Here is a 20052-nt window from a genome sequence, read left to right on the forward strand (position 1 = left end):
TAATGGTATTAACTTTTTTGCATGATTTTAGAGAGGACTCCATTCACAAAACGTCCCGATTCTTCTCCACCGAACAATTTTGCTAGTTCAACCGCCTCATTCAAACTAACATTTACTGGTATATCATCTCTCATAACCATTTCATAGGTAGCCATTCGAAGAACTGAACGGTCTACATTACCAATTCGACTAAAGGTCCAATTAACAAGGTTCTCTTTAATGACCGCATCAATCTTTTCAAGATTCTCAAGCGTTCCGAAGACAAGCTCAGATAGAAACTCGTCACCTTCTCCCTCATTTAAAACGTGTTGCAGGGCTTCACGTGGATCGGTGTCTGTCACATCTATTTGAAACAATACCTGGATGGCTTTTTCTCTTGCATGTCTTCTTTTCATTGCTATACTCCCTTTACGCTTATATTGCTATACCCATAAATAATAGCATATTGTAGAGGACAAATACAGGTTTTGCAATGTCCAATTGTTTTCATCTAGTTGGCAACTAGCGTGGAGCGTGCACGTATAAGTGAAATAAGTTGGTATTACTTCCAAAAAAGAAGCAAAAAAAAAGCAGTGGGGATGTGCCCCGCTGCTTATTCTTCGTTTTCCACTTCTTTTTTATCAAATGTAATTCCAACGACGCTCACATTCACCGCGCTGATTTCTAGTGCCGTCATGGTAAGAAGCGCCTGGCGAATATTTTCCTGCACCTTCTCACACACTTCTGGAATAGATAAACCATAGCTCACCACAACGTAAGCATCAAGGATGATTCCATCCTCATCAAGCTCTACCTTAACACCTTTTCGATGATCCTTTCGCCCAAAGCGTTCAACAACACCTGAAGCAAAATTCCCTCTCATTTCTGCTACGCCGTCAACTTCTGAAGCTGCAATGCTCCCGATTACTTCAATAACTTCTGGTGATATTTCGACTTTTCCAAGCCCAGTATCGTGCTCTTCCATTTCAAATGATTGAAGTTCATTCATTTTGAACACCTCACTTAGAATTCGTAGATTGTTCTGTTAAGTCATACTTTTCAAGAAACTTTGTATTAAAATCACCACTCACAAATTTCTCATGATTCATTAAGCGCATATGGAACGGGATAGTCGTTTTTACACCTTCCACGACAAATTCTCCAAGAGCACGCTTCATTCTAGCAATCGCTTCTTCTCTTGTATCAGCATAAGTTATAAGCTTTGCAACCATTGAATCATAGAAAGGCAAAATATCATAACCAGGATAGACAGCTGAGTCTACACGAACCCCAAACCCACCTGGCGGAAGATACATGTCAACCTTTCCGGGAGATGGCATGAATTTCTTGTCAGGGTCTTCTGCATTGATACGACATTCAATCGCCCACCCTTTAAATGTGACATCTTCCTGCTTATAACGCAAAACTTCATCAGAAGCCGCTCGAATTTGCTCTTTAATCAGATCAATACCCGTTACCATTTCTGTCACAGGATGCTCAACCTGAATACGAGTATTCATTTCCATAAAATAAAAATTCCCTGTTGGCTCAAAAATAAACTCCACAGTTCCTGCACCAGAATATTGGACGGCTTTCGCAGCACGAACAGCCGCATCACCCATTTTCTTTCTGATTGTTTCATCAAGAGCTGGCGAAGGCGTTTCCTCTACAAGCTTCTGTAAACGTCTTTGAATTGAGCAATCTCGCTCTCCAAGATGAATGGCATTCCCATGGTTGTCAGCAAGAACCTGAATTTCTACATGGCGAAAATCCTCGATAAACTTCTCAATATAAACACCAGGGTTTCCAAAGGCAGTCGATGCTTCTTGCTGAGTAATATTGATTCCTTTTACTAATTCATTTTCATCCTTAGCAATTCGAATCCCTTTACCTCCACCGCCAGCAGTTGCCTTGATAATAACCGGGTATCCCATTTCATTTGCTAGAGCTACCGCTTCCTCCGCGTCCTTCACAATGCCCTCTGACCCCGGTACAATCGGAACTCCCGCTTCCTTCATCGTTGTTCTAGCTACGTCCTTTGTACCCATACGACTAATTGCCTCAGGGCTTGGACCAATAAACGTAATATTGCACTCTCTACATAACTCTGCAAAGTCTGCGTTTTCTGAAAGAAATCCATAACCAGGATGAATCGCATCAACACCGGTTACCGTTGCAATACTCATGATATTGGTGAAGTTTAAATAGCTGTCTTTTGAAGCAGTTGGTCCAATACAATAAGCTTCATCTGCTAACCTAACATGCAGGGCTTCTTTATCCGCTTGAGAATACACTGCAACTGTTTCAATGCCAAGCTCTTCACAAGCACGGATGATTCTAACGGCAATTTCTCCTCGATTGGCTACAAGTACTTTCTTAATCTCCATACCATCATCACCTATGCTTTCACTAAAAACAGAGGTTGTCCGTATTCAACTAGCTGTCCATCCTCAACTAGCATTTCAACGATTTCTCCATTTACCTCTGCTTCTATTTCATTAAAAAGCTTCATTGCTTCAATGATGCAGACTACGCTATCTTCTGAAACTTTTTCTCCAGTTTTCACGTAAAGTTCCGATTCTGGATTCGGACGAGCATAGAACGTTCCAACCATTGGTGATTCGATTTTATGTAAAGATTCATCTTGTACTTCTTCTTTTTCAGCCGCTTTAGGCTCTTCTTTTACAGGAGAAGAAGCAGGCATCGTTTGATCAACAGGCTGTTGTGCAATGGTTTGCTGTACAGGTTGTTGAACAGGTGCCTCTGCATATTGCACTTCATTTTTCTTTAATACGATCTTAGATCCATCACTTTCATATTCAAATTCATCAATGCTTGATTGATCAATTAGTTTGATCAATTCGCGAATTTCTTGAACTTTTAACAAGATTTCCACTCCCTGTCGTCTTTTTGCTAATTTTAGTAGTAAGGAGGTTTTCTGTTTAGAAGACACGCTCCAACTTATAGCGATTATAGCATAATAAGAATGATGATTAGTATCTCCCTAAAAATGGGCAATTCATCCAACCTCACATATTAAGACCATTAACTAACAGCTGGTCCTAATCCTATTCATCATATCATAACTTTCGGTTACTTGGTAGAAGTCAACACTGAACCCCCTCCTTCACTTAGAGTAACAAATAAAGAAATCGTTTTCACTACTAATTTTCTTAGTGCTAATAAAAAAAGAGATGGAGTAACTCCCCATCTCTACTTTGCCGCCGGTTGAAATTCTACCGCAATTCTATGACCATCCCCTAGCTGTTCTTCTGCAAGCACCATAATATTGTTCGCTTCTTCATTCGATAGCTGATCCGCTTTTACAATAACTCTTACTTTTTCGTCGTCGAGGGTATAAACGACTGCATCACTATACCCTTCTGATTTTATGACGTTTTCTAAAACGGATTCCTTTTGAGACAATGCCATTAATTCTTGGCGCTGTTCGTGAGCTTCATTTCTTAAGTCTGCAGAAGCTTCGCTCGCAATAACAGCTGTATAATCTTCAATGGCGGCATCTCGCTGTTCTTGAATCTCAAGTCTCAAGGCAGCAAAGGCTTCATCTCCAGAAACATTCATCGAAACGGATTCATCTTGAACACCGTTCGTTTCTTTCGCTTCCTCTCCTTTTACACTTTCTTCGCTTTGCTCATCTTGATCTCCCACAAACGCCACATTATCCGTACCAGGTGTCATAATATAATAAGCTGATAGAACAATAATTAAACTTAACATTGTTAATAACCATACCGTTTGCTTTTTTAAGACCATTTTATGATTCCCCCTTTAATTTTTTCGGCAAAACCATCACTCGATGACTTTTTACATCAAGTAGTCTCGTCACTGCATCAACGATCATTTTTTTCACTTCCATATTCTCTGCTCCGACTGCCACGACAACAACCCCTCTTACAACAGGCTTCTTTGTACTAACTACGATCGGACCCTGACCATTATCATTTTGAACAACAACAACTTGTTCATCGCTTGATTGTTCTTCAATTTTTCTTGACCCTCCATCATTTGGAGATTCATAAGTATATTTATCAGTAGAAGTGCTGTTTTTTTCAACAACTTTTTGCTCGGTAGAATCTAGATTAACGATGACTGTGGCTTCTGATACTCCCGCCACTTCGTCTAACGCTTCCTTCAATTGTGTTTCATACATATTTTCATAATCTGACATTGTCGACGGATTTGACTTTTTTTGGCTGAAAACTTCTTCACTTTCCGAGGAGCTCCCCTGTTCATTAAATACCTCCTGGGCAGGATCAGGTTTCGAGAAGAAACTGCCGGAAAACATGAAAATGATGCCAATGCCTGCAGCAATCAGGAGATAATAGATCGGAATTCCTTTTTTCTTCTTCGGTTTTTTTAATTGAGCTAGCCAGCTTGTTGGTTTTTCATCCACGTTCCTACTCTCCTCCTTTCACCTGAACGCCAACCTGGTTTGGATACAATCCCCATTTATCAGCTAGAAAATAAGCGACTTTCTTGGAACGTGCATTTGTTGAGTGACTTTCCTCTTCCTTACTTTCTGATGATACCGTTACCGCTTCAATTTCCTGAACATCCGATTCTACTGCTTTCCTTACTGTTACTGCAATTTGTTGAATATTCTTTTCTCCCTTTCCCTCTTGTAACTCAAGCCCTACCTGCGTAATTTCAAGATTAAACTGGTCTCTCAACTCCTTTTCAACCTGGCTTTTCATTTGGACAGCCATTTGTTCTTCAATATATGCAGCATTGGATGCTTGTATTTCACTTTTCTTTGATTCTATCTGATTTTCCATCCTCACATCCGGGGTTGAATCTGTAAGAGCAGCAGATTTTAACATGGCATCAAAATCTTTTGTGAAAATCGTTAAAATAGGTGATAGAATGACCGCCATTAGCATTAAACCGATGACCATTTTGACATATCGTTGCATATTCGAATTTGGTAACAGCAACTCAAGCACAGTAGCTAGTAAAATAAGAACAATAATGTTTGTGATCCAGCCTGTAATAATGGACAATTCACACCTCCTAACGCACCATTAACGTGATATTTCCAGATGCTATAATAATCGTTACCGCTAAAAAAAACATTAAGGATACAATAGCAAGAGCAGCAAATATAAATAAAATGCTTTTTGATATCACATTAAGTGACTGAATGATCGGCCCACCACCTAATGGTTGAATGACTGCTGCGGCAATATTATAAACCAGCACTAATGAGAGAACTTTTATTGCAGGGAAGGCACAGATCATGAGTAAGATCACTACACCAGCTAGTCCTACAGTATTTTTTAAGAGAACCGAGGCACTAAGTACAGTATCCGTTGCATCTGTAAACATCCTTCCTACAACAGGAATAAAATTACCTGTTACGAATTTAGCCGCTCGAATTGTAACACCATCCGCTACAGCAGTTGATGCGCCCTGGACTGAGATAACACCTAAAAAAACTGCAAAAAATACTCCGAGCGTACCGATTGCGATATTCCGTATTAAATTCGATAACTGGGTTACTTTATATTGATCACTTATTGTACTTACAATCGCAAGAACGGCTGATAGAAAGAGCATCGGTAGGACAAACTTTTGAATTAATAATCCGCCTGTATTCACTAAAAATAAGACGATTGGGTGAAAAAAGGCCACAGAAGCAACACCACCAACAGAAGCCATTAAAGCTAACAGCAGAGGAATTAACGCTAGAAGAAAACTCATCATGTTCGCAATGGCGGTTTCTGTATACTGAATGGCTACATGAAAACTATTTAGTGCAAGTATAATTAGAACCATATAAATAATGCCGTATGCAACGGTGCTCACCGCCTTGTGTTCGAAGGCATTTTGCATATTTTGCAGGAGAATACTGAAGATTGTTAATAGAATTAAACTTCCCAGTAACTTTCCGTGAACGAGCAATTCATGGAAAAGGAATTTTAGCAACCCTATTAAGTACGCTTTTAAAGAAAGTTGTTTTTTACCTTTCACAAAATCCATGAAAGATCCTTTTTGACTTTCAGGCAAAAAACCACCATATTCTCTAATCACTTCGTCCCAGTAAGCCTGAATGTCTTCTAAGCCGAGCGTATTTAACTGCTTGTCTACAAATTGAGTAGATATCGGCTCTTCTTCTTCGCCCTGTGCATGTGCGGTGGTGTGTACCTGCATAAGGGTGAAGCAGAGGAATAGCAACATCAACATTGTTTTTTTCATATGGGGCACGTCCTCTTCCTCCCTCTTATGATGGCAAAAGCTTAAGTACCGTTTCGATAATAAGTGTAAGAATCGGAATCGCCATCGCTAAGATTAACAGTTTACCTGCAAGTTCAATTTTTGAAGCAATTGCACCTTGCCCTGCATCTCTTACAATTTGGGCCCCGAATTCTGCTATATACGCAATTCCAATTATTTTCAACACCGTTTCAACATAGACAATTTCAACATTTGCTTTAGAGGCCAAACTTTCTAACATTTGAATAATATGTTGTATTTCTCCTATTAAATAAAGAAAAATTAAAGCGCCTGTGAAAACCGTAATCGTAAAGGCAAACACAGGCTTTTGTTCTTTAACAACAATCACAAGGAAGGTAGCGATTAATCCCAATCCAACGATTTGTAAAATATCAATCGCAGTCACCCCCTAACCCTGGAAAAGGAAGACCCCTCGTATTTTCTGAAAAAGATCATCAATGATGGTGATCACCATATAAAGAACAACAATGAAACCAATCAGCGTTACCCAATGGGCATACTCTTCTTTCCCCATTTGTTTGAGAATAGTATGAAGCATGGCTACAATGATGCCGATACCCGCAATTTGGAAAATCGTATTTACATCATGATTCATTTCCGTTTCCTCCCAATGACTAAATCAATAATATGACAAGAAGAATCCCCCCAAGAACACCAAGACTCTTATACATGCGCTCATACTTCATTTGATTGTCTCTCGCTTCTCGTTCTTCTCTCTCCAAATGAATCAAGGCAAGTTTAATTTGTTTTTGTTCATGCTCTCGATCGTGTTGTCCTATGGTGGCACCAAGTTGTTTCATCACTTCCTTCTCTTCTTGTTTAAATGCCGTATACTTCCAAACCTCTTCCATGCTTTGCATCCAGGCTTCATAAGCTGTCCCTTGCCCAGCATCGAGCTTTTTCCTGAATGAATCAAAAAACCAGGAAACAGGATGACCAACCTGCCTACAAATATGACTACAGGCAACGCTCAGTGGCGTCATGCCATAGACAATTTCCGCTTCCAATGATTGAAGTGCTGCCTTTAACTGTCGCAACTGTCGCGATCGTTCGCTCACTGTCCTCGACCATTCCACTCCAGCCCACGTACTTGCCAACATAATGAGCACTGCACCTAGTAACTTCATGCTAGATCACCTTTTTACGTCGAATTTCCTTACCTGTTTTATCTTTGATCGCATGAATCGTTCCTGGACCATTTTTCCGTGACAGTTCGACTATTCGTTCAAAAGATCCAGAGTTGACTAAACCTTGCATACTTGGCCTTCGGTATAAATCATCCATACTCGTTCCGTGTACAGTGACAACAAGCTTAATTCCTGCATTTATCGCTTCAAATATAGCTTCACTATCTTCTTTTCGACCAATTTCATCAACAACCAATACTTCTGGACTCATGGATCGGATCATCATCATCATTCCTTCTGCTTTAGGACAAGCATCCAGAACATCTACACGGTCACCAAGCCGATGCTGGGGAATTCCCAGAACACAACCAGCAATTTCAGATCGTTCATCAACAATACCTACTTTAGCTGATGGTATTCTTCTAACGTTATCGCCTTCAGCTATAATGCGAGTTAAATCACGAAGCATCGTCGTTTTACCAGACTGCGGCGGTCCTAAAATAATTGTATTTGTCCAACCCCCTGCATAAAGATATGATACAAGCGGTACTGCTATACCAAGCTTTTGTTTTGCAATTCTTACATTAAAAGAGGCAATGTCGCGAATGGCTTTTACATTTCCATTTAAGGTAATGACTTTTCCTGCAAGACCGACCCGATGCCCGCCTTCAATCGTCACAAATCCTTTTTTTAACTCTTCTTCTAGCGCATACAAAGAATAATGACTAAGTTTATTTATCATTTGTGACGCATCATCTTTTGAAAAAAAGTACGTTTGTCCATTTAAGAGGGGAAAATTCGGTTTACCATTTATCATTATTTCAAGCGGACGGTTGATGCGCATTCTAATTTCTTCAATTGTTGATCTTTCCATATCGGTGTATTCTCGCAAAATCTTCTTTACATTTTCCGGAAGCACGCGAAGAGCTTCTTCCACGAATGTCCCTCCTCTCCAGGCTTGTTTCTCTCTACACTACTATTCCTATTAAGGTTGAATTATGTCTCTATCAAATCTATGACAGAGTACCAATTAAAATAAATCCTACACCTACCATAATCAGGAGAATTTTTGTCATTGATAGATCTCCTGCTAGACCGATTAGACCTGCTGTCATTGTTGTAACAAGTATGATGGGACCTACAATGGCTAACACTGCATTAATGATCATAGCTGTTTTAAGATCATGAATAATAAGAATTAAAACGGCTGAGACCAGCTCGATAACACCCGATAATAGGCGAAGCACCCCCATCACAAGAACGGAATGAATCATCTCAAACCTCCAAAGATTATTTGTACAACTTATGATGACATCCTAAATTTCAGAATGGAGTATGAATGGCCTTCATGTTTAAATCAAAAAAAACCACCCAAGTAGTGGGTGGTCATTGTGCTTTTAAGCCATTTAATATAAATTGAACCGTCAGTTCGATTTCATTCTCATCATCCCATTCGCGTTCAGGAACCATAATATATCTTGCCAGAAAGAAACCTAAAATAGCTGTAATGGAAAGCCTTATCGCAGAAGAAGGAGGGATCTGAATTAATTCTCCTTTCTTTTGAAAATGGATAATCACTTTTTCAAAACGATCAAACAAGTCCTTTGCAACATGCTCAATAAATTGCGTACGAAGTTCTTCATGAAATGGAATTTCCTGTATGAGGATTTTAACAATCGGGAGGTGTTTGCGAATGAATGTCTGCCTATTTTTCACAATAGCTCTAAGGAAATCTTCGTAATGCTCATAATCTGTTTTTAATACTTTGTCTAAATCTTTTACAATAAAGGGAGCAACAAGATGACTCATTACAGGTGTCACAATAGCAAGCAACAAATCTTTTTTCGTACGATAATGACGAAAAATTGTGCCTTCCGCTACGCCAGCACGCCTGGCAATTTCGCTTGTAGAGGAAGCTGAGAACCCTTTTTCCTGGAACATCTCAACGGCCGCTTTTACGATACGTTTTTGTTTTTCTGTTAAATCACCTGACTCATTCACCTCTTCATCAAAAAGCCAATCTGTGCCGTCTTCTGTCTTTTTCATAAACTCCCCCTGATTCTATATGCGTCGGTGTTTTTTAAGTGCATAGATGTTTAAAATCATAAAAGTAATCGAAAAACCAAATAAAACAAGTAAATCAATCCACAATTCTGTTAATCCCTGTCCTTTAATCATAACACTTTTAAGAGCATCAGCTCCATAATACAAAGGAGTTAAAGGTCCAATCCAGCTTAGATAATTTGAGATCGTATCAAGGTTAAATAATCCAGAAAAGAAGATTTGTGGAACCACAACTAGTGGTATGAATTGAATCATTTGCAATTCATTCTTAGCAAATGACGAAAGTAAAATACCTAACGTTAAGGCACTTAATGCTAGCATGAGCGTAATAAGCAGCACATAAAAGAATGAGCCTTCCATCTTTAAATCAATGACGTACACACTATATAGGGCAATGATCGCTGATTGGACCATTGTAAATAATCCAAAACCGACCACATATCCGATGACAAGCTCCCACCTTTTAATAGGACTAGCTAAAACGCGTTCTAACGTGCCTTGAGTTCGCTCTCTTAAGAAGGAAACACCCGCAATTAAGAATACAAAAAAGAAAATAAAGAACCCAACCAGTACCGGGCCGAAATGATCAAATGATGTCATGTCGTCAGACCCAAATAAATAAGATATATTCATTGTCACTTTTTCTTCACTATTCACCGCACTATTTTTGACAAGCTCAATGACTGCTCGATTAATTGAAGGATTACTACCTTCAAGATATAGCTTCTTTTCTCCGTTGTTAAAAACAACTACTGCATCATAATCTTCTTTCAATAACGACTCAATAGCATCTTCTGAAGAAACATTTTTAACAACAGCATGTTGTTCCATCTTCTCAACGATCTGATCAGGTAGATCTAGAACACCAATTTTCAGCTCAAGGTCTTCTCCGTTAAACACAAGGGATAACATCGTTAAAATAATGATTGGAGCAACAATCATTAAGGCCATTGTCCGCTTGTCATGAATAAACTGCTTTAATATACGTTTTACTACAGCACTAATTCTCATTTGATTGCCCTCCATACGATAGAAAGGCTTGCTCAATAGTCTGTGAATCCGTTTGTTTTTTTAATTCGTCTGGCGTGCCTACAGCAATCAAGTGGCCACCTTTTATCATCCCGAGCCTTGAACATCTCTCAGCTTCGTCCATGACGTGAGTCGTTACAAGAATAAGAACCCCTTTGCTTCGCAAATCTTCGAATGTTTCCCATATCTTTTGCCTTAAGGAAGGATCGATTCCAACAGTTGGTTCATCTAGTATGAGAATATCAGGATTGTGTAATAATGCGATTGCAAGCGATAAACGACGTTTCATACCTCCTGAAAAATCCTCTACTCTTTTTTGAAGTTCTTTTTCTAAATCAACTAGCTTCATTGCAGATAAAATGCGAGCTTTTTGCTCACGTCGACTTACCCCGCTAAGTGTTGCAAAAAATTCCAAATTCTCATAAGCGGTTAATTCACCATATAAAGCGTCCGCTTGTGCCATGTAGCCTATCCGCTTCATGACATTAAGATCAGGCATCTGCTTTTCCAATACAATTACCTCACCCTCAGTAGCTTCTTCAATGCCACATAGCAATTTCACGAATGTGGTTTTCCCTGATCCAGAGGGTCCAAGTAAACCGAATATCTCACCTTTGTTAAGCGTCATTTTAATATTGTCTAGAATCGTAGTATGGCCATAACGTTTCGTTACCCGAGTTTGAACCGGAAAATTTTTCATACAACCCCTCCTAATGAGTGATTACTCACTTTATTATAACATGCGTTTTTCAGTTGTAAAGTGAGTAATCACTCACGATTTCCACAAAAAAAACCGCTCTAACAGAGCGGTTTTGCAATGATTAACCTCGGGATACATATTCACCTTTAGAAGTATCAACAATGAGAATATCTCCCTGGTTTACAAAGAAAGGTACCTGAACGGTTAAACCAGTTTCAACAGTTGCTGGCTTTGTGCCTCCTGAAGCTGTATCACCTTTAATACCAGGTTCAGTTTCAGTAACTACAAGTTCAACGGTGTTTGGTAATTCTACACCAATTGTTTCTTCACCATAGGTGCGAATCGAAATTTCCATGTTTTCCTTAAGGAATTTAAGTTCATAATTAATTTGCTCTGTAGGAAGTTCTACTTGCTCATATGTTGTTGTATCCATAAATGTGTGCATATCTCCACTTGCGTAAAGATATTGCATTTTACGATTTTCAATATGAGCTTTTGAAACCTTTTCTCCAGCACGGAATGTTTTTTCTTGAATTCCACCAGTACGAAGGTTGCGTAGCTTTGTTCTCACGAAAGCTGCTCCTTTACCAGGTTTTACGTGCTGAAATTCCATTACTGTCCAGATCCCATTATCCACTTCAATTGTAAGACCGGTTTTTAAATCGTTAACAGAAATCATAAGTAGTCCCTCACTTTCATTATTCGCCGAGAATCAGTAATTCTTTAGTTGAATGAGACAATGCCTCATTTCCTGTCTCGGTGATGACTGTATCATCTTCTATTCGTACTCCGCCCTTACCAGAGAGGTAAATACCTGGTTCAACGGTCACAACCATACCCGGTTCTAACACTGTATCAGATTTTGTTGAAAGCGCTGGGCCTTCGTGTACTTCTAGACCTACACCATGACCCAATGTATGCCCAAAGTAGTCTCCATAACCTTTTGCAGCTATAAGATCTCTGGAGATTGCATCTGCTTCTTTTCCGCTCATTCCGGGCTTAATTTCTTCCATTGCCTTAAGCTGAGCTTCGAGAACCGTGTGGTATACACTTTTAAGCTCTTCGCCAGGATCTCCAACAGCCACTGTACGGGTTATATCGGAACAATATCCTTTATAATAAGCGCCAAAATCAAGTGTGATTAGTTCGTTCTTTCCAATGACTTTATCACTTGCAACACCGTGGGGAAGACTTGAGCGAATACCCGACGCAACTATAATATCAAAAGAAGATGAGGTTGCGCCATTTTTTCTCATAAAAAACTCAAGCTCATTGGAGACATCAAGCTCAGTTATCCCCGTACGAATATAGCTTGTAATATGTTGAAAAGCAGCATCCGCTATTTCGGTAGCTTCTCTCAATACGTTTAATTCACTAGAATCCTTGATCATACGATGCTTTTCAAGAAGACCATTGATAGGAACAAGACTCGCTTCAACTTTAGCTTCATATGTTTTAAAGACCTGGTATGTAACTTGCGTTTCTTCAAAACCTAGCTTCTTTACTCCTAGGGCGTTAGCTAACTTAGCAACTTCTTCTACAATAGGACCCTTATGTTGTACAATCTCAAAACCCTTTGCTTGCTCCTGGGCCTGATCAATATAACGAAAGTCTGTTATAAACTTTGCTTCCTTCTCAGTAATTAGGACAACACCTGAGCTTCCGGTAAACTGCGAAATATATCTGCGATTACTTGCTGAAGTAATTAACATCGCATCAATATCATACTCTTTAAATGACTGACGTAGATTCTCAATACGTTCCACAACTTCGTCCTCCTTTAGAATTATAAAAATGACTGTAATGCTAGTTCATAACCCTTTAATCCAAACCCAACAATTTGGCCTTCTGTAACCGGTGAGATGACAGACGTATGTCGAAATGACTCTCGCTTATGTACATTTGATATGTGCACCTCTACAACTTGAGTCGGAACACTAGCAATGGCATCACGGATGGCATAGCTATAATGTGTAAAGGCCCCTGGATTTAGAATAATTCCCGAAGCATTCTCTGCTTCATGAATCCAGTCAATAATCTCACCTTCATGGTTGGACTGATGGAAGATAACAGTTGCCTCATTCTCGTTAGCTAATTGAGACAATCGTTGCTCTAATGTTTCAAGCGTTTCACTTCCATAGATGCCAGGCTCCCGTTTACCAAGGCGATTTAAATTAGGTCCATTAATGACATAAAATGTTTTCATGTAAGTCTCCTGATTAAAATAATTAGTAAGGACCTGCTGACTCCTATGTTGTGTAAAAAAAAGAGAATGTTCCATGAACATTCTACCATAGCTTCATTTGTTTGAATAGGAAGTGACCTTCTGTTGATTCTCATGATATTCAAAGGATATTGAATATCCTATAAACACGCCATACAGTATATACAAACAGAGTGTTGTAATAATCGTATTGCGATCAAGATTGGTGATTGTTGGGAGGTCAATGAACATTGGGTTAAGTAAATAAAAGACAATAACCCAAAGCACTACACCATATGCAAGTCCTGCAAGCATGTTATTAATTTTCACAAGCGTTACTTTATACAAAAAAGCTACAAGGATTGAGATTAGCCCAATCGAAAGAATCCCTATCCATTGTCCAAGCTGCTGGTTTTTCCATTCACCTAGTGCCCACGGAGATAGAATGAGTGAAGGCGGTATCTTTGTGAATTTAAATAAATATGTGAGATATCCAATTAGCCCCCAAAACAGCCCACCAGCAATCCCTATGGTGACAATTTTCGAAGTAAAAGAAAGAGGCTGTTCTTGTTTATTTTGTTCAAGTTGCTCGTTCTCCTTGGAGTCCTGCTGCTTTTCTTTTTCCATTTCATTCACCTCGCACCTAGCTTTTCCTAATGTAGATAAAATTATTTATTAGAAATTTGTGTATTGAAAAGATTAAAATCGCTATCGTTGGGGAAAATGAATATTAGCATCTCTTACCTAGAGGTTTTTGCCTATTTCTTGTAGAATGGTATAAAGTACATTTGTTAGAGTATAATCGTTTCAAAACATTCTACTTCATAATAGGTTGGTGAGAGATATTGTCTGATACAAATAAGCCTGCATATGGCGGGCAGGCGGTTGTTGAAGGTGTGATGTTTCAAGGGAAACATACATCTGTAACCGCTATTCGGCGAAAGGATGGCTCAATTGATTATTTAGAAGTTCCTAAGCAGCCGAAGCCGATTCGAACAAAACTTAAAAAAATCCCTTTCATTCGCGGAGTTGTTGCGATTATCGATGCTAGTGGAAATGGAACAAAACATTTGAACTTCTCTAGCGAGCGTTATGATGTCGATCCCTCTGAAGATGAGGAGGTTCTCGGTAAGGAAGAACCTTCGAAACTAAATCTCTTATTAGGCGCTGCTGCCATAGGCGTAATTTCTTTCGCATTTGTGAAAACAATCTTTACATTGTTACCTGCGCTTGCTGCGGCTTCATTAGAATTTATTTTTCCTGGACACGTGGTTCAGAACTTAATTGAAGGTTTTATCAAGCTAATTTTACTGCTTGGCTACATTTATTTTATTTCGCTCACCCCCATCGTTAAAAGAGTTTTTCAGTACCATGGAGCTGAACATAAAGTAATCAATGCTTATGAAGCAGGATTACCGATTACAATTGAAAATGTTCAGAAGCAGTCTCGACTTCATTACCGATGTGGAAGTAGTTTTATTCTTTTTACAGTAGTCATTGGCGTATTTATTTATCTATTAGTTCCCACTGACCCATTATGGGTGAGATTACTATATCGAGTCGCATTAATACCAGTTGTCCTTGGTGTCTCTTTTGAAGTTCTTCAACTAACGAATAAAGTGAGAGACATACCAGTACTGAAAGCACTTGGTTATCCTGGGTTATGGGTACAGCTCTTAACGACCAAAAATCCAGATGATAAGCAAGTAGACGTAGCAATCCACTCATTTAATGAACTACTTTCTCGAGATAAAGTGCGAGAGGAAGATGATTCAAGTACTAAAGTTGTGTAAAGATGAACAGGAGGTGAATCATTTGTCGCGCCGTGTTGTTCAACCTCTGATTTATTTATTAATAGGTCTCGCAGCTATTGGTTTTTTATGGAAAGTGCTCACTGATCCGGGTGGACTTTTCAAGCAGCTTCTTATCACTGCAGCCATTGCCATTGTGATTATCTTTATTGCCAAAAAATTGATGGCTAAAAAAATGGGGCAACAATCAACTGCCTATCAAAGAGCTGCAAAACAATCTTCAAAATTAAAAAAGAAAAAAGTTGCACCTAGAAGAAATGCCTCCCACTTAAGGGTCATTCCTTCCAAACGACTTACGCCTAGAAAGCGTTCATTGCAAGAAGATAAAAAACAAAATCCTTTCACGGTCATTGAAGGTCGTAAAGGGAAGAAGAAAAACAGGGCTCTATTTTAGAAAATGGTTGCTGCGCTAAAATCACGTGAACCGTTGTTTTATCATAGCCTTTGTTCTAAATGTAAAATAATTACCAAATTAAAAGAAAGGGTGGTTGATGATCAACCGCCCTTTCTTTTAATTTCTGGCATTTTCCTCCACGTATTGAGAAACTGAGAAGTCCGCTCTTTTCCTAACATGATTAATTTTTTTTGGCCTTGTCTTTCTAATTTAAAGGCGGTCGTTAGATCTTCATTAATTGGGATAAATACTATGTTTTGAGCCTTTTGATCTTCAATGTAACGTGCATCATGAGCTCGTTTCATTGTTTCGAAGAGAGCCTGATACATGTCAACAGCATTTGAAATGTGATTTTCATTCACTTGATTAAAATTAGCGCTTAATTGAAAACCCAACACTGGTCTTAGTGGTTTTTTATTATCGGGGGGTTGAAATACCCACAAAGGAAAATTACTTAATATCCCCCCATCTACCATATAGTGTTTTTTCCCATTGATTGAATAGAGAGGCTGAGGCTTGAAGAAAAAAGGTAAGCTCGCGCTCATTCTTACTGCCTTTGCAACAGAGAACCGTTCTGGTACAAATCCATATTGAGCGAGGTCATCCGGTAATACGACAAGCCTTCCTTTCGTAATGTCAGAAACAATAATTTTAAGTGATCCTTCAGGCAAATCACCAAATGTGAGAATTCCCTTTCTTTTTAATAACTCCTCAACCCACGCTTCTAAGTCTTTTCCTGAATAAAGACCAAGATTCCAATATAACATCAGCCAGCGAAGTAGCGGAAAGGTAAAACCAGAATTTTTCTCTAATAATGTCGTCAAGTCTGTATCAAGTAACGTACTTTCTAATTCACTCCCGTTGTATCCCGCCATAATCAATGCTGCAATCAGAGCCCCCGCACTCGTTCCGGCTGTTCTTTTGAATGCTAGACCTTTCTTCTCTACAGCTTGAAGAGCTCCAACAAGAGCAATTCCTTTTACGCCCCCACCTGAAAACACTCCGTCAATATACAAGACCTTACCTCCTTCCAACCTTATTAAAGCCTAATCTTATAAGATAAGATTTAGTACAAAAAAGAGGAATTTGATTCATCTAGGCAGTTTTCGAATAGAGACATAAAAAAAAGGAACAATCCGATTACACCTCGGATTGCTCCTCATGAGCTTCTTCATTTTTTCGCTGAACTTCTCTAAGTTCATCCACTCGGACATTCGTTTCTTCGAAATATTGAACGAGATCTCCAATTCGATCAATCGCGTCCCAGCTTAAATGATGTTCAATACCTTCAACATCTTCATATATGTTCTCTTCATTAACCCCGATAACACCCAGAAACTGTTCAAGCAAAGCATGGCGATCAACGAGTCGCTTTCCTAGCTTTTTCCCTTTGGGAGTAAGCATGAAGCCGCGATACTTTTCGTAAACGACATATTTACCTTTATCTAATTTTTGAATCATTTTCGTTACCGAGGAGGGATGTACCTCTAGTGCTTCCGCAATGTCTGATACGCGAGCATACCCTTTTCCGTCTATTAGTGCATAAATACGTTCAATATAATCTTCCATACTTGGAGTAGTGGCCATTGGATTCCCTCCATCTTTTATTCCATTTAAGCCAGTTAATAAAAGCATACACCATAGTATGGGCGGATACAAGGAAAGGTTCCATGTGCTTTTATTAAGGGCCTCGTCTTGCTGAATGACACAATGTGTTCTAACAAAAAGATGAAGGATAAACGGAAAACGTTTATCCTTCACTCTTCAATCTTAAAGCCCGCACTTTAATTGGGCGCTACAATTATCACACGTATTACAGCCGCCGATTTCTTTTACTTGCCCTTTTCGACAAACTGGACACGTATTGCCTACTTCAGAGCCAATCGTCACGTCAGTTGAGCGTAGATCAGTAATCGTATCGACAAGAACCACTTGTTTCTTTTCCTGCATACCATCTTCAAATTCAAGCTGTTCGAATGAATTTTCCTCTGCTTTAAGAGTTAGAACTTGAGAATCACGGCTTCCATCCACATAAACCGTTCCACCCTTTGCCCCTCCATTGTAAAGGCGCTCATACACAGCTTCTACTTGCTTTACCGTATATCCTTTTGGTGCGTTTACTGTTTTAGAGATCGAGCTGTCTACCCAACGCTGAATGACACATTGTGTGTCAGCATGATCTTCAGGAGCAAGCTCCATGGCAGAAACAAACCATTCAGGAAGCTTTTCTGGATCTGCTTCTGGATTTTTCTCGTAGTATTCAGCAAGAATATCTGCCTTCACTTCAATGAACTTTCCAAGGCGACCACTACGGAAATAGGAGAATGAAAAGTATGGTTCGAGACCAGTCGAAACTCCTACCATCGTTCCTGTACTTCCTGTTGGCGCTACAGTTAGTAAGTGTGAGTTACGAATGCCGTAATCCATAATGTTGTCTCGTAAGTCATTCGGCATTTGTTGCATATATCCAGTGTTAACAAAAGCTTCACGTAATCTATTTGTCTCTTCTGCTGTTTCACCTTCAAGGAACGGGAAACTGCCTTTCTCCTTAGCTAAATCAACTGAAGCACGATAAGCCGTTGTAGCAATTGTTTCAAATATTTGATCAGTTAACTTATTTCCTTCTTCTGAGCCATAAACCGTTTCGCAATAGATCAGTAAATCGTGAAGTCCCATTACTCCGAGACCCACACGGCGCTCACCTAGAGCTTGCTTTTCGTTTTCTTTTAAGAAATAAGGCGTTGCATCAATAACGTTATCTTGCATTCTTACGCCTACTTCAACAGTTTCTCTCAATTTATCAAAATCAACTGTTTTCGTTTCCTTATTTGCCATTTCCGCAAGGTTCACAGCTGCCAGGTTACAAACTGAATAAGGCGCTAACGGTTGCTCTCCACAAGGATTCGTTGCTACTACTTTTTGTCCGTAAGAGGTAGCGTTTGTTTTTTCATTAGCATTGTCAATAAAGAAAATACCTGGTTCAGCAGAGTATGTTGCACAAATATTGATGAGATCCCATAGCTCTTTTGCCTGAACTTTACGATACGTTCTTACAGGGAACCCTTGGGCTTTCCAATCACGAACATCACCTGATTCATGCCAGTTCTCATTATAGAAACTCATTTGTTCCTTGGTATAGTTTTCTACGTCAGGAAAGCGTAGCTCATATTCAGTATCGTTTTCAACTGCATCCATGAAATCCTTCGTAAGACAAACAGAAATATTTGCCCCAGTTAAGAAGTCTGGATTATGAACCGAGTACGTACCGCCAGTCGCTAACTTCTCTTGTGCATCTTGCATCACTTTTTCTTCAAAACCACCTGTACCTGGGATACTCCGATAATTTAAAATACTTTGATACATAGATCTTTCAGCATCTGAAAGTGGTGTGAATTTCAATTTATCTTCCGCGAGTTTCTTTATTTGCTCGTCTTTCGTGTTTTCTACAAGAAAACGAAGAATACGTGGATTTTGCATTTTTGAAATAATGAACTCAATAATATCCGGGTGCCAATCTGCAAGCATTATCATTTGAGCACCGCGACGTGACCCACCTTGCTCTACAAGATGTGTAAGCTTTGCTATATCATCCAGCCACGAGACAGACCCAGATGACTTTCCATTAACACCTCTAGCAAGAGTATTTCTCGGACGAAGCGTTGAGCCATTTGTTCCTACTCCGCCGCCGCGACTCATAATTTCCATTACTTGTTTGCGGTGTTCTGAAATACCTTCTCTTGAATCCTGAGGAAAAGGCATCACATAGCAATTAAAATACGTTACTTCGGTATCAGCACCTGCACCATACAGTACTCTACCTGCAGGAACAAAATTCATTGAAGATAATTCATGATAAAAACGATCTTCCCAATATTTCTTTTCCCCATCTGTTTTCTCCACGTCTGCTAAGCCACGAGCGTTTCGGCGTGCAATTTGCTCATAATAAACTTCTAGAGGCTTTTCAATAACGTCCAATGAACGCACAATCAGTCCAGACTCTCTCTCTTCCTCTGTATCTAGTACGCCTACGTAGTCTTCATGAACAGCAACAGTTGCCTTCTTTGATGCTAGATCGAGTTGTTCAATGTATCCGAGACCTCGCGCTGGAAATTTCGGATCTTCCTTAATGGTTAAAACAACGAAATCACCTTTTTGTAATGTTTTTTTCTCTGTATCTTTAAAGGCATAGCGATCTAGCATGACAAGACGACTTACACCTTTGTGACTTAGGTGCATTTCTTCTGTAATAGGATGCACTTGCGCAAACATCTCAATATCTTTATTTAACTGTTCAATGTTAATAGACCTTCTTTTTTCATTGGTTTGTATTGTCATATAAACCCCTCCGTTTCGACATTTATACATATAAGAGCAACTCTAGATGTATGTAACTGTAATAAATCGTCTTGATTAATAGTAGCACATGTCCATCACGCAGACAATCATTTTCAACCATATATAGTGTTCAGAATTCTTTACCCAATACTACA

General features: G+C 39.3%; 25 protein-coding genes. 2 read left to right on the plus strand and 23 right to left on the minus strand.

Annotation, left to right across the window (positions count from 1 at the left end; genetic code table 11):
- Positions 1–8 precede the first annotated feature (8 nt).
- The 20 genes from nusB to PQ511_RS04415 all read right to left on the minus strand — a co-directional run bounded on the left by nusB (position 9) and on the right by PQ511_RS04415 (position 13984).
- Positions 9–395 (minus strand): transcription antitermination factor NusB, encoded by a 387-nt coding sequence (nusB, locus tag PQ511_RS04320; RefSeq protein WP_273850711.1) that lies wholly within the window; start codon positions 393–395, stop codon positions 9–11.
- 197 nt (positions 396–592) lie between these two features.
- Positions 593–988 (minus strand): Asp23/Gls24 family envelope stress response protein, encoded by a 396-nt coding sequence (locus tag PQ511_RS04325; protein ID WP_273850712.1) that lies wholly within the window; start codon positions 986–988, stop codon positions 593–595.
- Positions 989–998: 10 nt separating this feature from the next.
- On the minus strand, positions 999–2366 hold the full coding sequence (accC, locus tag PQ511_RS04330) for an acetyl-CoA carboxylase biotin carboxylase subunit (protein ID WP_273850713.1): 1368 nt from the start codon (positions 2364–2366) through the stop codon (positions 999–1001).
- Positions 2367–2377: 11 nt separating this feature from the next.
- A complete protein-coding gene (accB, locus tag PQ511_RS04335; protein ID WP_098444169.1) occupies positions 2378–2866 on the minus strand; it encodes an acetyl-CoA carboxylase biotin carboxyl carrier protein in 489 nt (162 codons plus the stop codon).
- A gap of 326 nt (positions 2867–3192) precedes the next feature.
- Entirely contained in the window at positions 3193–3753 is a 561-nt protein-coding gene (locus PQ511_RS04340; protein WP_273850714.1) for a SpoIIIAH-like family protein, read from the minus strand.
- A 1-nt stretch (position 3754) separates the two neighbouring features.
- Positions 3755–4393 carry a stage III sporulation protein AG gene (gene spoIIIAG, locus PQ511_RS04345; RefSeq protein ID WP_273850715.1) on the minus strand — a complete coding sequence of 213 codons (639 nt, stop codon included), beginning with the start codon at positions 4391–4393 and terminating at the stop codon, positions 3755–3757.
- A 4-nt stretch (positions 4394–4397) separates the two neighbouring features.
- Positions 4398–5000: a stage III sporulation protein AF gene (spoIIIAF, locus tag PQ511_RS04350; protein ID WP_273850716.1), complete on the minus strand. Its 603-nt coding sequence runs from the start codon at positions 4998–5000 to the stop codon at positions 4398–4400.
- 10 nt (positions 5001–5010) lie between these two features.
- Positions 5011–6195 (minus strand): stage III sporulation protein AE, encoded by a 1185-nt coding sequence (spoIIIAE, locus tag PQ511_RS04355; protein WP_273850717.1) that lies wholly within the window; start codon positions 6193–6195, stop codon positions 5011–5013.
- A 25-nt stretch (positions 6196–6220) separates the two neighbouring features.
- Complete coding sequence (spoIIIAD, locus tag PQ511_RS04360; protein ID WP_098445785.1) at positions 6221–6610, minus strand: stage III sporulation protein AD; 390 nt, start codon at positions 6608–6610, stop codon at positions 6221–6223.
- Between the two features lie 12 nt (positions 6611–6622).
- Entirely contained in the window at positions 6623–6829 is a 207-nt protein-coding gene (gene spoIIIAC / locus PQ511_RS04365; protein ID WP_048308951.1) for a stage III sporulation protein AC, read from the minus strand.
- Positions 6830–6848: 19 nt separating this feature from the next.
- Positions 6849–7361 (minus strand): stage III sporulation protein SpoIIIAB, encoded by a 513-nt coding sequence (gene spoIIIAB, locus PQ511_RS04370; RefSeq protein ID WP_273850718.1) that lies wholly within the window; start codon positions 7359–7361, stop codon positions 6849–6851.
- Position 7362: 1 nt separating this feature from the next.
- Complete coding sequence (gene spoIIIAA / locus PQ511_RS04375) at positions 7363–8298, minus strand: stage III sporulation protein AA (RefSeq protein ID WP_273850719.1); 936 nt, start codon at positions 8296–8298, stop codon at positions 7363–7365.
- Between the two features lie 76 nt (positions 8299–8374).
- Entirely contained in the window at positions 8375–8635 is a 261-nt protein-coding gene (locus PQ511_RS04380; protein ID WP_273850720.1) for a DUF2619 domain-containing protein, read from the minus strand.
- A gap of 112 nt (positions 8636–8747) precedes the next feature.
- Positions 8748–9407 carry a TetR/AcrR family transcriptional regulator gene (locus PQ511_RS04385; protein ID WP_273850721.1) on the minus strand — a complete coding sequence of 220 codons (660 nt, stop codon included), beginning with the start codon at positions 9405–9407 and terminating at the stop codon, positions 8748–8750.
- A gap of 15 nt (positions 9408–9422) precedes the next feature.
- Positions 9423–10436: an ABC transporter permease gene (locus PQ511_RS04390; protein WP_273850722.1), complete on the minus strand. Its 1014-nt coding sequence runs from the start codon at positions 10434–10436 to the stop codon at positions 9423–9425.
- Entirely contained in the window at positions 10426–11154 is a 729-nt protein-coding gene (locus PQ511_RS04395) for an ABC transporter ATP-binding protein (protein ID WP_273850723.1), read from the minus strand. Before PQ511_RS04395 ends, PQ511_RS04390 begins: the two co-directional genes overlap by 11 nt.
- A 121-nt stretch (positions 11155–11275) precedes the next feature.
- On the minus strand, positions 11276–11833 hold the full coding sequence (gene efp / locus PQ511_RS04400; protein WP_273850724.1) for an elongation factor P: 558 nt from the start codon (positions 11831–11833) through the stop codon (positions 11276–11278).
- 19 nt (positions 11834–11852) lie between these two features.
- Positions 11853–12920 carry a M24 family metallopeptidase gene (locus tag PQ511_RS04405; RefSeq protein WP_273850725.1) on the minus strand — a complete coding sequence of 356 codons (1068 nt, stop codon included), beginning with the start codon at positions 12918–12920 and terminating at the stop codon, positions 11853–11855.
- 20 nt (positions 12921–12940) lie between these two features.
- A complete protein-coding gene (aroQ, locus tag PQ511_RS04410) occupies positions 12941–13360 on the minus strand; it encodes a type II 3-dehydroquinate dehydratase (RefSeq protein WP_273850726.1) in 420 nt (139 codons plus the stop codon).
- A 93-nt stretch (positions 13361–13453) separates the two neighbouring features.
- A complete protein-coding gene (locus tag PQ511_RS04415; RefSeq protein ID WP_273850727.1) occupies positions 13454–13984 on the minus strand; it encodes a YqhR family membrane protein in 531 nt (176 codons plus the stop codon).
- A gap of 218 nt (positions 13985–14202) precedes the next feature.
- On the opposite strand from PQ511_RS04415, the gene PQ511_RS04420 reads away from it, so the two are divergent.
- Both PQ511_RS04420 and PQ511_RS04425 read left to right on the plus strand, forming a co-directional pair.
- Positions 14203–15150 carry a DUF1385 domain-containing protein gene (locus PQ511_RS04420; RefSeq protein WP_273850728.1) on the plus strand — a complete coding sequence of 316 codons (948 nt, stop codon included), beginning with the start codon at positions 14203–14205 and terminating at the stop codon, positions 15148–15150.
- Between the two features lie 22 nt (positions 15151–15172).
- Entirely contained in the window at positions 15173–15562 is a 390-nt protein-coding gene (locus PQ511_RS04425; RefSeq protein ID WP_273850729.1) for an SA1362 family protein, read from the plus strand.
- A gap of 101 nt (positions 15563–15663) precedes the next feature.
- Here the strand turns inward: PQ511_RS04425 and PQ511_RS04430 are convergent, their stop codons facing one another.
- The 3 genes from PQ511_RS04430 to PQ511_RS04440 all read right to left on the minus strand — a co-directional run bounded on the left by PQ511_RS04430 (position 15664) and on the right by PQ511_RS04440 (position 19897).
- Positions 15664–16578, minus strand: coding sequence for a patatin-like phospholipase family protein (locus PQ511_RS04430; protein ID WP_273850730.1), 915 nt, complete (start codon positions 16576–16578; stop codon positions 15664–15666).
- A gap of 124 nt (positions 16579–16702) precedes the next feature.
- Complete coding sequence (gene mntR / locus PQ511_RS04435) at positions 16703–17149, minus strand: transcriptional regulator MntR (protein ID WP_194222127.1); 447 nt, start codon at positions 17147–17149, stop codon at positions 16703–16705.
- 183 nt (positions 17150–17332) lie between these two features.
- Positions 17333–19897: a vitamin B12-dependent ribonucleotide reductase gene (locus tag PQ511_RS04440; RefSeq protein ID WP_273850731.1), complete on the minus strand. Its 2565-nt coding sequence runs from the start codon at positions 19895–19897 to the stop codon at positions 17333–17335.
- Between the last annotated feature and the right edge of the window lie 155 nt (positions 19898–20052).

The sequence above is a fragment of the Guptibacillus spartinae genome, from assembly GCF_028610625.1.
Lineage (GTDB): Bacteria > Bacillota > Bacilli > Bacillales > Guptibacillaceae > Guptibacillus > Guptibacillus spartinae.

Coding starts and splice junctions, on each gene's coding strand:
- spoIIIAB (WP_273850718.1), bottom strand. CDS start 7,361: ATGAAGTTACTAGGTGCAGTGCTCATTATGTTGGCAAGTACGTGGGCT.
- mntR (WP_194222127.1), bottom strand. CDS start 17,149: ATGGCCACTACTCCAAGTATGGAAGATTATATTGAACGTATTTATGCA.
- spoIIIAE (WP_273850717.1), bottom strand. CDS start 6,195: ATGAAAAAAACAATGTTGATGTTGCTATTCCTCTGCTTCACCCTTATG.
- efp (WP_273850724.1), bottom strand. CDS start 11,833: ATGATTTCTGTTAACGATTTAAAAACCGGTCTTACAATTGAAGTGGAT.
- nusB (WP_273850711.1), bottom strand. CDS start 395: ATGAAAAGAAGACATGCAAGAGAAAAAGCCATCCAGGTATTGTTTCAA.
- PQ511_RS04440 (WP_273850731.1), bottom strand. CDS start 19,897: ATGACAATACAAACCAATGAAAAAAGAAGGTCTATTAACATTGAACAG.
- PQ511_RS04415 (WP_273850727.1), bottom strand. CDS start 13,984: ATGGAAAAAGAAAAGCAGCAGGACTCCAAGGAGAACGAGCAACTTGAA.
- PQ511_RS04380 (WP_273850720.1), bottom strand. CDS start 8,635: ATGATTCATTCCGTTCTTGTGATGGGGGTGCTTCGCCTATTATCGGGT.
- PQ511_RS04325 (WP_273850712.1), bottom strand. CDS start 988: ATGAATGAACTTCAATCATTTGAAATGGAAGAGCACGATACTGGGCTT.
- accC (WP_273850713.1), bottom strand. CDS start 2,366: ATGGAGATTAAGAAAGTACTTGTAGCCAATCGAGGAGAAATTGCCGTT.
- aroQ (WP_273850726.1), bottom strand. CDS start 13,360: ATGAAAACATTTTATGTCATTAATGGACCTAATTTAAATCGCCTTGGT.
- PQ511_RS04340 (WP_273850714.1), bottom strand. CDS start 3,753: ATGGTCTTAAAAAAGCAAACGGTATGGTTATTAACAATGTTAAGTTTA.
- spoIIIAC (WP_048308951.1), bottom strand. CDS start 6,829: ATGAATCATGATGTAAATACGATTTTCCAAATTGCGGGTATCGGCATC.
- PQ511_RS04385 (WP_273850721.1), bottom strand. CDS start 9,407: ATGAAAAAGACAGAAGACGGCACAGATTGGCTTTTTGATGAAGAGGTG.
- PQ511_RS04390 (WP_273850722.1), bottom strand. CDS start 10,436: ATGAGAATTAGTGCTGTAGTAAAACGTATATTAAAGCAGTTTATTCAT.
- PQ511_RS04395 (WP_273850723.1), bottom strand. CDS start 11,154: ATGAAAAATTTTCCGGTTCAAACTCGGGTAACGAAACGTTATGGCCAT.